The organism is Streptomyces durocortorensis, assembly GCF_016901035.1.
In the GTDB taxonomy this organism is placed as follows: Bacteria; Actinomycetota; Actinomycetes; order Streptomycetales; family Streptomycetaceae; genus Streptomyces; species Streptomyces durocortorensis.
Window position 1 is genome coordinate 54,565 of record NZ_JAFEUF010000016.1, and the last position, 11,380, is coordinate 65,944.

Below are 11,380 nucleotides of genomic sequence, written 5' to 3' on the forward strand. Positions count from 1 at the left end.
AACGCGCAGGCAACATGTGGGCCACTTCACAGCGAAAGGCGGAACCTGTGCGACTGCGCACTCCCCTCGCCCTGTTCGGGGCCGCGTTGCTCGTGGTGGTGGGGCCACCCCTGCTCTCCACGGACGACGGCTCCGACACCGGCACTCAGATTCCCGGGCTCCGCTTCATGGTCCCCAACACCCCCGGCGGCGGTTACGACATCACCGCCCGCACCATGGCCAAGAACGCCGAGGACGCCGGACTCACCCACAACATCGAGGTGTTCAACCTGCCGGGCGCCGGCGGAACGGTCGGCCTGACCCGGCTCGTCGGCGAACACGGCAACGGCAAGCTCGCGCTCTCCATGGGCCTCGGCGTCGTCGGCGCCGTCCACACCAACAAGTCCCCGAGCACCCTGGCCGACACCACCCCCATCGCCCGGCTCACCGAGGAGCCCGACATCGTGGTGGTGGCGAAGGACTCCCCGTACCGCACCATCGCCGACCTCCTCGCCGCCTGGAAGAAGGACCCGGCCCGCGTCCCGGTCGGCGGCGGATCCTCGCCCGGCGGCCCGGACCACCTGGCCCCGATGCTCATGGCGCAGGCCGCCGGGATAGCCCCGAAGACGGTCAACTACGTCCCGTTCGACGGCGGCGGCGAACTCCTCGCCTCCATCCTCGGCAACAAGGTCGGCTTCGGCGTCTCGGGCCTCGGCGAGTACCGCGACCAGATCGAGGCGGGCGAGCTGCGGCTGCTCGCCGTGACCGGCCCGAAGCGCGTGCCGGGCCTGGACGCCCCCACCCTGCGCGAGGCCGGACTCGACACCGAGTTCACCAACTGGCGCGGCATCGTCGCCCCGCCCGGCCTCTCGGACACCGAACGCGACAAGCTCACCGGCCTCATCCGCAAGCTCCACGCCTCGAAGGAGTGGAAGGAGTCGATGAAGACGAACGGCTGGGACGACGCCTTCCTCGCCGGTGAACCCTTCGGCGACTTCCTCGACGAGCAGGACCAGCGCGTCGCCACCGTCCTCAAGGAGCTGGGACTGTGACCACCGAATCGACCGAACCTGCCGGGGCGAGCGGGAGCACCACCCGCGCCTGGCTGCGCGAACGCTCCGAACTCGGCGTCTGCGTCCTGCTGTTCGCGCTCGGCGTGCTCGTCCTCGCCGACGCCCTCACCATGGACGTCGACATCGCCCAGCGCGGCCCCATCGGCCCCCGCACCGTCCCCTTCGTCGTCGGCGCAGGACTCCTGCTCGTCGGGGCCCTGCTCGCCGTCGACGTCCTGCGCGGCGGACGCGGCGAGGCCGAGGGCGGCGAGCACGTCGACCTCGACGAACCCGCCGACTGGCGTACCGTCCTCCTGCTCACCGGGGTCTTCCTCGCCGCCGCCGTCCTGATCGGCCCGCTCGGCTTCCCCATCGCCGGGGCGCTGCTCTTCTGGGGTTCCGCCTACGCGCTGGGCAGCCGGCACCACGGCCGGGATCCGCTCATCGCGGCCGGACTCTCCCTCTTCACCTACTTCGTCTTCGACAACCTGCTCGGTGTCCCCCTCCCGGGCGGCCCGCTGATGGGGGTGCTCTGACCGATGGATTCCCTCAACTCCCTCATCGACGGCTTCGGTACCGCGCTCACCCCGATGAACCTGCTGTGGGCCGCGCTCGGCGTCCTGCTCGGCACCGCCATCGGCGTGCTCCCCGGCATCGGACCCGCGATGGCCGTGGCGCTGCTGCTCCCGGTGACGTACGGACTCGACCCGACCGGCGCGTTCATCATGTTCGCGGGGATCTACTACGGCGCGATGTTCGGCGGCTCCACCACCTCGATCCTCCTCAACACCCCCGGTGAGAGCGCCGCCGTGGTCGCCGCGATCGAGGGCAACCCGATGGCCAAGGGCGGGCGCGGCGCACAGGCGCTCGCCGCCGCCGCGATCGGCCACTTCGCCGGCGGGATGATCGGCACGATCCTGCTGGTCGTCCTCGCCCCGACCGTCGCGTCGCTCGCCATCGGCATCGGCGCGCCCGACTACTTCGCCATCATGGTGCTGGCCTTCATCGCCGTCACCTCCGTCCTCGGCGCCTCCCGCATCCGCGGCATCGCCTCCCTCCTCATCGGCCTCACCATCGGCCTGGTCGGCCTCGACCAGATGACCGGCCAGCAGCGACTGACCTTCGGCTCGCTCCACCTGGCCGACGGCGTCGACGTGGTCATCGTCGCGGTCGGGCTCTTCGCGATCGGCGAGGCCCTCTGGGTCGCCGCCCACCTGCGCCGTTCCACCGGAAAGCCGATCCCCGTCGGCCGCCCCTGGCTCGGCCGCGCCGATCTGAGGCGCACCTGGAAACCCTGGCTCCGCGGGCCCGTCATCGGCTTCCCCTTCGGGGCGATCCCGGCGGGCGGTGCGGAGATCCCCACCTTCCTCAGTTACGTCACCGAGAAGCGGCTCTCCAAGCACCGCGACCAGTTCGGCAAGGGGGCCATCGAAGGCGTCGCCGGACCCGAGGCCGCCGCCTCCGCCTCGGCCGCCGGGACGCTCGTCTCGATGCTGACCCTCGGGCTGCCCACCACCGCCGTCGCCGCCGTGATGCTGGCCGCCTTCCAGCAGTACGGAATCCAGCCAGGACCCCTGCTGTTCGAGCGGGAACCGGAGCTGGTCTGGGGCCTCATCGCCTCGCTGTTCGTCGGCATGGTGCTGCTGCTCGCCCTCAATCTGCCGCTCGCGCCCGTCTGGGCGAAGCTCCTGCGGATCCCGCGCCCCTATCTGTACGCGGGCATCCTCTTCTTCGCCGCCGTCGGCGCGTACGCGGTCGGCGGTGAGTCCCTCGACCTGGTGATCCTCCTGGTCATCGGACTGATCGGGTTCGGGATGCGGCGTTACGGGCTGCCGGTGCTGCCCGCCGTCATCGGCGTGATCCTCGGCCCGGCCGCCGAACAGCAGCTGCGCCGCGCCCTCCAGATCAGCGACGGCAGTGTGACCGGCCTGGTCAACACCCCGTTCTCCGTCACCGTCTACGCGATCGTGGTGCTGATCGTGGCCTGGCCGCTGATCGGCCGGCTGATCGCACGGCTGCGCGGTGGGCGGAAGGCGGCAGAGGAGAACAGCACTGTCAGTGGCGGCTGAGAGCATCGGCACCATGACCACGATCGACTGGGACGCGATGGCCGGATCCTTCGACGAGGAGCCCGACCACGGCCCCCCCCACCCCGCGGTGCGCGACGCCTGGGCCGGGCGGCTGGAGAGCTGGCTGCCCGCCACCCGCGGCGACGTGCTGGACCTCGGGTGCGGCACCGGCAGCCTCTCGCTGCTCGCCGCGGGTCAGGGCCACCGCGTCACGGCCGTCGACCGCTCGCCCCGCATGGCCGATCTGGCCCGGGCCAAGCTCGCCGGGACCGGCGCGGAGGTCCTCGTCGGGGACGCCGCCCGGCCCCCGGTCGGGGAGCGGGCGTTCGACGTGATCGTGGCCCGGCACGTCGTCTGGCTGCTGCCCGATCCGGCAGCGGCCCTGGAGCACTGGTTCGGACTGCTGAAGCCGGGCGGGCGGCTCGTCCTCGTCGAAGGGGTGTGGAACGGCACCGGCCTCTCCGCCACCGCCCTCACCGCCCTGCTCTCCGCGCACACCGAGCGCATCCACCACGAGGACCTGGCCCCCGACACCCGGCTCTGGGGCAAGGAGGTCGACGACGAGCGCTATGCGCTCATCGCCCGGGCGATGCCGCCGCACCGGCACACCGAGGTCGTCGACGTCCACCTGATCCTGCGCCGCGGCCCGGACGTCCTGCTGGCCCGCCGCGCGAACACCGGGTATGCCGACGGGCTCCTCCACATGCCCTCCGGCCACGCGGAGGACGGCGAGGACGTCCGCGAGGCGATGATCCGGGAGGCCGCCGAGGAGATCGGCCTCGATCTGGACCCCGACGAGCTGCGGGTCGCGCTCGTGATGCAGCACCGGGGCCCCGGCGGCGGGGCGCGCATGGGCTGGTTCTTCGTCGCGGAGTACGACCCGGAGCGCCCGCCGCGCAACGCCGAGCCGGAGAAGTGCTCCGAGCTGGACTGGTTCCCGCTGGCCGCGCTGCCGGACGACATGGTCGCGTACTGCCGTGCCGGCCTGGACGGGTACCGGGCGGGCGAGCACTTCATGATCCACTGGCACCGGGACGGGGAGCCGATCGCGTACGTCCCGGGCGGTGCCGGTCGGGACGTCCCGCTGCCGACTGCCGGGGAGGCCACCGGCCGGGTGCACCACATCGAGCTGTGGGTGGCGGACCTGGCGGCGGCGGAGCGCAGTTGGGGCTGGCTGCTGGGCCGCCTCGGCCATGTCCCGTACCAGCACTGGGCGCACGGCCGCAGCTGGCGGCGCGGCGATGCGTACGTCGTGCTGGAGCAGTCCCCGGACCTGGTCGCGGGTGATCACGACCGCCGCCGCCCCGGGCTCAACCACCTGGCGTTCCACGTCGCGGACCGGGCCGCCCTGGACGCCCTGACAGCCGAGGCCCCGGCGTACGGCTGGCGCCTGCTGTTCCCCGACCGCCATCCGTACGCGGGCGGCGACGGACACTGCGCCGCCTATCTGGAGGACCCGGCGGGGCATGAGGTCGAGCTCGTCTCGGCTTCCGGCCGTGCCCCTGAGCCGCCGGGCCGTTCGTAGGGGGCGACGTGTTTCCGGCGCGCTGTCCGTGATGGACTGACGTGCGTTCACCGAGGGTCGAGGGGGAGAAATGACCGCCGAAGAAACCACGCCACCGGCGCCCGCGGCGACACCTGCCGCACCGGACCAGGCCCAGCGGGACGCCCGCCGGATCGACGCCTGGTCGATCGCGTGGATGTTCCTGGCCCTGGTGGTCTGGGGATGGTTCGCGTTCCTGATGCTCGCCGACTACGGCCCGGAGTTCGACGGCAGAGCGAGGTGCCGGGGTCCCCTGGTCGGCCCGTTGTCCGACAGCCCCGTCTGCCACAGCGAGTTGCGGCAGTGGCCCGCACTGCTGGGCATCCTCGCGCTGGCCGTCGTCACGACCGTCATCTCTGCGGCGACCATGGTGTACGCCAAGCTTCTTCCCCGGCTGGCCCGCCATGACGGGCCCGGCGCGCGGCCGCAGGGCTGACAGCTGTTCCCCCGGCGCCGGGGCCCGCCTGACCGGGCGGCGCACCCCCGCGCCGCGCCGGTCAGCCGAGAAGACCGGTCAGCCAGAAGGCCGGTCAGCCGAGAAGACCGGTCAGACCCTCGGTCCGGGCCAGGCTCTCCAGCTCGTCCAGGGCCGAGGCGGCCGCGCCGGCCGCCGCCGGGTCACGATCCGCCAGGCCGCTCGCCTCGAACTCGTCCTCGTCCAGCCGCAGTACGCACGAGCCGTCCGCCGAGACCCACAGATCCAGGTCCAGGTCCTCGACCGCCAGCACCCCGTCCGCGAGCACGGCGGGCCGGGTGATGTCGCAGTACCAGCCCTTGAGCCCGCCGTCGCCGGTGCGGACCTCCTTCACCGCGAACCACCGGTCCCGCCAGTAGTGCTCGGTGAACACGTCGCCCGGCTCGAACCGGACGAAGCCGAAGTCCCGCACCCCGGGCGCGGCCCACGGCGCCCGGACGGTGACGCGGACGCCGTCGTCGCGGACCACCTCCGCCGGATACCTGATCTTGGTGCGGCCGGCCTTGGTCAGGGCGACGACCAGCTCCTCCGGGCGGCCCGCGCGGGTGTCAGAGGGTGCGGACATGGCGGATCTCCGTTGCGCAGACCTGATAGCCGAACCACTGGTTGACGGCCAGCATCGGGCCGTTGCCGGTGTCGTTCGAGGTGTAGGCGTCCGTGTAGCCGGCCGCCCGCGCCCGGTGCAGCGAGTCGTTCTTCGCCAGCTTCGCCAGGCCCCGCCCCCGGAACTCCCGCAGGGTGCCGGTCATGGCGCTCAGATAGGTCCGTTCGCCGTCGGTGGTGGCCGCGCTGAACGCCGCCACCTTCCCGTCCACCAGCGCCACCGAGGTGAGCCCCTGGTCGAAGGCCGGGTGCCGCCAGATGTTCGTCAGCCAGTCCTCGTAGTCGTCCAGCTCGGACGTGATGTCGCCCGGTTCGTCCGCCGTCACCTCGGAGTCCGCCTCGAACAGCGCCCGGGGATCGTCGGCGAAGTCCGCCCCGGTCCGCAGCTCGACGCCCGGAGGAAGCTCCTGACGCGCCGGCAGGGTGCCGCCCGCCAGGTCCAGCCGCTGGAAGTGGGCCGACCGCTTGGGCTCGTAGCCCCGCTTACGGGCGAACTCCAGGCTCTCCGGGTTGTCCAGCACCCACGCGTACAGCACGGTGGCCCCGGCCTCGGCCAGGTGCTCCTCCGCCGTGCGCAGCAGCAGTGAGCCCGCGCCGCGGTTCGTGCGGCCGGGGAGCGTCTGCGGGGTGAAGTACCCCTGCCCCGGCTCGGTGCTCTCGTGGGCGATGCCCGCCTGCGCCGTGGCGATGATCTCGCCGTCCTCCTCGGCGACCAGCAGCCGGTAGTGCTTGTCCGGATGGGCGTGGGCCAGGTCGTGGAGAATCTGCTCGGGGGTGGCGACCATCCAGGGGACCGAGTCCCGGCGGGCACGGGTCCACGCCTCCGCGTCGGACGGACGGAAATCACGCACGATCACAGTCATGCGGTGGACCGTATGCGCAGCCGCGCCCCGAACGCCTCCCCTTTTTCCGCCGGTGGGAGACAATCGGCCCGTGACTGAGAAGATCGTCCTCGACCCGGACTCCGGCATCGCCCCGTACGAGCAACTGCGCACGCAGCTCTCCGAACTGGCCCGTTCCGGCGCGCTGCCCGTCGGCCACCGGCTCCCGACCGTACGCGGCTTCGCCGAGGAGCTGGGCCTCGCCGCCAACACCGTCGCCAAGGCGTACCGGGCCCTGGAGGCGGACGGGGTGATCGAGACCCGGGGGCGTAACGGGACGTTCGTCGCGGCCGCCGGGGGAGCGGCCGAACAGCGGGCCGCGACCGCCGCGCAGCTGTACGCGGAGACCGCCGAGCGGCTCGGCCTCACCCGGCAACAGGCCCTGTCGCTGGCCAAGGACGCGGTCCGGGCCGCGTACGGGGACTGACCTCGCGGCCGCGATCGCGTACGGAGATCAGAGGTACAGCCCCGCATCCGCCCCCGCGTCCTGCTTCGGCACCGACGCGGGGCCGAAGCCCCGGCGCAGCGCGTACAGCTCGGCCAGCGAGTTGCCCTCGCGGCCCACCCCTTCGTCCGTGCCCAGCCAGGCCACCGACTCCTGGCGGGTCAGCGGCCCGACCTCGATCCTGGCCAGGCAGCGGCCGGGCCGGACGACCGCCGGGTGCAGCCGCTCCAGGTCCTCGTTGGTGGTGACGCCCACCAGCACGTTGCGGCCCTGGCCCAGCAGACCGTCCGTCAGGTTCAGCAGCCGGGACAGCGCCTGGCCCGCCGTGTGCTTGGCCTCGCCGCGGATCAGCTCGTCGCAGTCCTCCAGGAGCAGCAGCCGCCACCGGCCCTTCGCCGTGCCGTCGTCCTCGCCGATCGCGATGTCCATCAGATAGCCGACGTCGTTGAAGAGCCGCTCGGGGTCCAGCACGCAGTCGACCTGGCACCAGTCGCGCCAGGAACGGGCCAGGGTGCGCAGCGCGGACGTCTTGCCGGTGCCGGGCGGACCGTGCAGCAGGAGCAGCCGGCCCGCGATGTCGTCCGGGGTCACCTTCATCAGGCGGTCCATGGCATCGGCCACCGGTGCGGTGTAGTTGGGGCGGACCTCGTCCCAGCTTCCGGCGGTGATCCGACGGGTGGTGCGGTAGGGGCCGCGGCGCGGGGAGACGTACCAGAAGCCCATGGTCACGTTGTCTGGTTGGGGCTCCGGCTCGTCCTGCGCCCCCTCCGTGGCCTGCCCGAGGACCTTCTCCGCCAGCTCCGCGCTGGTCGCGGTGACGGTGACGTCCGCGCCCCGGTTCCACCGGGAGACCAGCAGGGTCCAGTCATCGCCCTCCGCGAGCGTGGCGCTGCGGTCGTCGTCACGGGCGGTACGCAACACCCGGGCCTCCGGGGGCAGCAGGGTCGCCCCGGACTTGACCCGGTCGAGGGAGGAGCTGTGGGAGTAGGGCTGCTCGCCCGTCGCGAAGCGGCCGAGGAAGAGCGCGTCGACGACGTCGGACGGTGAATCGCTGTCGTCGACGGTGAGCCGGATCGGCAGAGCGGATTCGGGAGAGTCGGGCATGGCGCTCATGATCCGGCACCGGGGCACCGCGTGCACCCGGGTTTCGCAGGCTCGTGCGGGGCGGGCGAGTCCTGGCAGCCGACGGGGCGACAGCGGACGGCCGGCGAGCGCCCGTTGAACCGCCGGGGGCGGACGGAAGCACTCCGGACCTATTTTTGGCATGGACACTTCCGATCGGGCGGAGGCGCTGCTACTACGGAGTAGGCAGATACCCCCTGCTCAAGGAGGTTCCATGAAAATGTCCAGACTCGTGGCGTTCTCGTCCTCTCTCCTGCTCGGCGCCGCCCTCGCCCTGACCGGTGCGGGGGTCGCGAACGCCGACTCGTCCGCCGCGGCCGTCGACTATGTCGCCCTCGGCGACTCGTACTCCTCCGGCGTCGGAGCCGGCAGCTACGACGGCTCCAGCTGCAAGCGCAGCAGCCGCGCCTACCCCGCCCTCTGGGCGGCCGCCAACTCCCCCTCGTCCTTTGCCTTCGCCGCCTGCTCCGGTGCCAGGACCAACGACGTCACCGGCAGCCAGCTCGGCGGGCTGAACGCCTCCACCGACCTCGTCTCGATCTCCATCGGTGGCAACGACGCGGGCTTCGCCGACGTCATGACGACCTGTGTCCTCCAGTCCGAGGCCACCTGCCTCAACCGGATCGCCACCGCGCGCGCCTACGTCGACTCCACCCTCCCCGGCAGGCTCGACTCCGTGTACTCGGCCATCCGCTCCAAGGCCCCCTCCGCGCAGGTCGTCGTCCTCGGCTACCCGCGCTTCTACCAGCTCGGCGGCGGCTGCATCGCCGGGCTGAGCGAGAAGGAGCGCGCCGCCATCAACGGCGCGTCCGACCACCTCAACACGGCCACCGCCAAGCGGGCGGCGGACCACGGCTTCACCTTCGGCGACGTCCGGACGACCTTCACCGGACACGAGATCTGCTCGAACAGCTCCTGGCTGCACAGCGTGAACTGGCTCAACATCGGCGAGTCCTACCACCCCACCGCCGCCGGACAGTCGGGAGGGTATCTCCCGGTCTTCAAGTCCGCCCTCTGACAGGCGCGTTCCTCTGACAGGGGCGTTCCTCCGTGGGCCGCCCCGTGCGGGAGTTGCGGGAGTCCTCGCCGGTCGAGGCCTCCCGCTTCAGGGCTGAACGACGGGCGACCTAAGGGGCAAACCATCCGAACTGTCCCAAGTCGCCCTGGAATCATGCGGATTCGGTGACGGGCCGTCAACCTCCGTATATGTGTGCGCAATCGTGTGGCCGGGATACACGGGTGTCACCGCGGGACGATAGGGTTAACCTGCCCGGACCGGGTGCCCTCGTACGGGTGGGGAGTGACATGGAACAGATAACAGTGCGAAGCAGGCCGCGTGTGCCTGCCATCACATGCGGGAGCGGTGCGACCAGTACGCGCCTCGACCGCCATCTCGCGGTGCTCGGCGGCCCCGTCGTCCCGCAGCGCGAGTCGGCCGAAGCGACGCTGCTGATGCGTGAGCTGACCTCGCGCGACGCCGCGCACACCCGCCGGAGCAGGAGCGCCCGCGTGTCGCTCTTCGCACCGCTGCGGCGACTGCGGCGCTCGCTCTTCGGCAGCCGCCGCTGACCCACGGCCCGGCTCGCCCGCTCCGGACCGGCCCACCGCCCGGGGCGGACCAGGTCAGGCGACCACTCCGTCCCGGCGCAGCACCGATGTCTGCTCGTCCGTCATCCCCAGGGCTCGCAGCAGTGCATCGGTGTGCTCACCCAGCGCCGGTACGGCGCCCATCCGCGCCTCCTCGCTCCCCGGCAGCGTGATCGGCGGCAGCAGCGCCCGCAACGGCCCCACCGGTGACCCCACTTCCCGCCACCGGTCGCGCGCCGCGAGCTGCGGATGCGCCGCCACGTCGGCCACCGTGTTCAGCCGGGCACAGGCGATCCCCGCCGCCTCCAGCCGGGCCAGCGCCTCCTCGCCCGTCAGACACGCCAGCGCCCGTCCCACCGTCCCGTCGGTCCGCTCCCGGTTCGCGGTGCGTGCCGCGTTCGTCGCGAAATCCGGGTCCTCCGCCAGCTCGGGCCGCCCCAGCACCTGCTCCGCCAGCCGCCGCCACTCCCGGTCGTTCTGCACGGAGAGCAGCACCTGCTCGCCGTCGACCGTGGCGAAGGCGTCGTACGGGGCGATCACCGAGTGCGCGAGACCGGTACGCGCCGGGGGAGCGGAGCCGTGCATCCCCTGGTGCAGCGGGTGGCCCATCCACTCGGCCAGCGCGTCCAGCATGGAGACCTCCACCGGACCGCCCCGCCCGGTGGTCGCCCGCCGCAGCAGCGCCGCGAGCACCCCGGAGAACGCGTACATCGCCGCCGCGATGTCGGCCGCCGGAACACCCGCCTTCACCGGCTGCTCCGCCGTCCCCGTCACCGAGACGAGCCCGGCCTCGCACTGCACGAGCATGTCGTAGGCCCGCTTGTGCGCGTACGGCCCGCCGGCCCCGTAACCGGAGATGTCGACCGCCACGAGCCGCGGGTGCGCGGTGCAGAGCGTGGCGGCGTCGAGCCCGAGCCGAGCCGCCGCCCCCTGCGCCAGATTCTGTACGAACACATCGGACCCGGCGACGAGTTCACGGACCACCGCGAGGCCACGCGGGTCCTTCAGGTCGACGGCGAGGGACTCCTTGCCCCGGTTGCACCAGACGAAGTGCGAGGCGAGACCGCGCGCCGCCGTGTCGTAGCCGCGCGCGAAGTCGCCGCCGTCCGGGCGCTCCACCTTGATGACCCTGGCTCCGAGGTCGGCGAGCTGCCGGGTGGCGAAGGGGGCGGCGACCGCCTGCTCGACGGCCACCACGGTGATGCCGTCGAGGGGGAGTGGCAATGTGTTCATGACCCCGTGCATACCTGCTGACCGGCGCTTTCGCCACCTCCGGGCCTGTCGGAGGCTCCGGGGCCGGTCGCTACAGCAGCGCGAACTGCCCCTCCGGGCCTTCCTCCTGGTGTCCGAGCACCGATGCGGGGCGCCGGGCCGAGGACGGGACCGGCAGCACGCCGGCCGCCCGCAGGTCGGCGCGGCTGATCAGCGGACCCGCCTCCAGCGCGGCCCGCAACTCCTTCCGGGGCCCCGCGGTGCCGTCCAGCAGAGCCAGTACGGTGATCAGTTCGAGCAGCTCCGATGTCCACTCCCGGGGCCAGCCGCGCGCACCGACCGCGTCGAGGCCGTCCGGGGCCGCCCCCTCCGGCGCAGGGTCGTATAAACAACTCAGCGCCCACCCGCCAGG

At 72.5% G+C, this 11,380-nt stretch carries 12 protein-coding genes and 1 pseudogene; 8 read left to right on the forward strand and 5 right to left on the reverse strand.

Annotated features, from left to right (window positions below):
* Positions 1–47 precede the first annotated feature (47 nt).
* The 5 genes from JS521_RS05855 to JS521_RS05875 all read left to right on the forward strand — a co-directional run bounded on the left by JS521_RS05855 (position 48) and on the right by JS521_RS05875 (position 5,079).
* On the forward strand, positions 48–1,031 hold the full coding sequence (locus tag JS521_RS05855) for a Bug family tripartite tricarboxylate transporter substrate binding protein (RefSeq protein WP_205081650.1): 984 nt from the start codon (positions 48–50) through the stop codon (positions 1,029–1,031).
* Positions 1,028–1,567, forward strand: coding sequence for a tripartite tricarboxylate transporter TctB family protein (locus JS521_RS05860; protein ID WP_205081651.1), 540 nt, complete (start codon positions 1,028–1,030; stop codon positions 1,565–1,567). The genes JS521_RS05855 and JS521_RS05860 overlap by 4 nt, the downstream gene beginning before the upstream one ends.
* Positions 1,568–1,570: 3 nt before the next feature.
* Complete coding sequence (locus JS521_RS05865) at positions 1,571–3,100, forward strand: tripartite tricarboxylate transporter permease (protein WP_205081652.1); 1,530 nt, start codon at positions 1,571–1,573, stop codon at positions 3,098–3,100.
* 13 nt (positions 3,101–3,113) lie between these two features.
* On the forward strand, positions 3,114–4,625 hold the full coding sequence (locus tag JS521_RS05870; protein ID WP_205081653.1) for a trifunctional class I SAM-dependent methyltransferase/NUDIX hydrolase/VOC family protein: 1,512 nt from the start codon (positions 3,114–3,116) through the stop codon (positions 4,623–4,625).
* 70 nt (positions 4,626–4,695) lie between these two features.
* Positions 4,696–5,079 (forward strand): hypothetical protein, encoded by a 384-nt coding sequence (locus tag JS521_RS05875; RefSeq protein WP_205081654.1) that lies wholly within the window; start codon positions 4,696–4,698, stop codon positions 5,077–5,079.
* A gap of 94 nt (positions 5,080–5,173) precedes the next feature.
* Here JS521_RS05875 and JS521_RS05880 read toward each other — a convergent pair whose 3' ends face one another.
* Positions 5,174–5,683: a ribonuclease FAU-1 family protein gene (locus tag JS521_RS05880; protein WP_205081655.1), complete on the reverse strand. Its 510-nt coding sequence runs from the start codon at positions 5,681–5,683 to the stop codon at positions 5,174–5,176.
* Positions 5,667–6,584, reverse strand: a complete 918-nt coding sequence (locus tag JS521_RS05885) for a GNAT family N-acetyltransferase (protein WP_205081656.1) — start codon at positions 6,582–6,584, stop codon at positions 5,667–5,669. The genes JS521_RS05880 and JS521_RS05885 overlap by 17 nt, the downstream gene beginning before the upstream one ends.
* A gap of 70 nt (positions 6,585–6,654) precedes the next feature.
* Between JS521_RS05885 and JS521_RS05890 the strand changes: the two genes are divergently transcribed.
* Positions 6,655–7,029 carry a GntR family transcriptional regulator gene (locus JS521_RS05890; RefSeq protein WP_205081657.1) on the forward strand — a complete coding sequence of 125 codons (375 nt, stop codon included), beginning with the start codon at positions 6,655–6,657 and terminating at the stop codon, positions 7,027–7,029.
* A 27-nt stretch (positions 7,030–7,056) separates the two neighbouring features.
* Here the strand turns inward: JS521_RS05890 and JS521_RS05895 are convergent, their stop codons facing one another.
* Positions 7,057–8,151: a DUF5925 domain-containing protein gene (locus JS521_RS05895; protein WP_205081658.1), complete on the reverse strand. Its 1,095-nt coding sequence runs from the start codon at positions 8,149–8,151 to the stop codon at positions 7,057–7,059.
* 232 nt (positions 8,152–8,383) lie between these two features.
* On the opposite strand from JS521_RS05895, the gene JS521_RS05900 reads away from it, so the two are divergent.
* The gene (locus JS521_RS05900; RefSeq protein ID WP_205081659.1) at positions 8,384–9,187 is read left to right on the forward strand and encodes an SGNH/GDSL hydrolase family protein; all 804 of its coding nucleotides are present in this window, start codon (positions 8,384–8,386) and stop codon (positions 9,185–9,187) included.
* Between the two features lie 287 nt (positions 9,188–9,474).
* Positions 9,475–9,738 carry a hypothetical protein gene (locus JS521_RS05905; RefSeq protein WP_003970092.1) on the forward strand — a complete coding sequence of 88 codons (264 nt, stop codon included), beginning with the start codon at positions 9,475–9,477 and terminating at the stop codon, positions 9,736–9,738.
* Positions 9,739–9,792: 54 nt separating this feature from the next.
* On the opposite strand, the gene JS521_RS05910 is transcribed toward JS521_RS05905, so the two are convergent.
* Positions 9,793–10,989 (reverse strand): CaiB/BaiF CoA transferase family protein, encoded by a 1,197-nt coding sequence (locus JS521_RS05910; RefSeq protein WP_205081660.1) that lies wholly within the window; start codon positions 10,987–10,989, stop codon positions 9,793–9,795.
* Between the two features lie 70 nt (positions 10,990–11,059).
* A pseudogene (locus JS521_RS05915) lies at positions 11,060–11,380 on the reverse strand (hypothetical protein); the annotation flags it as partial.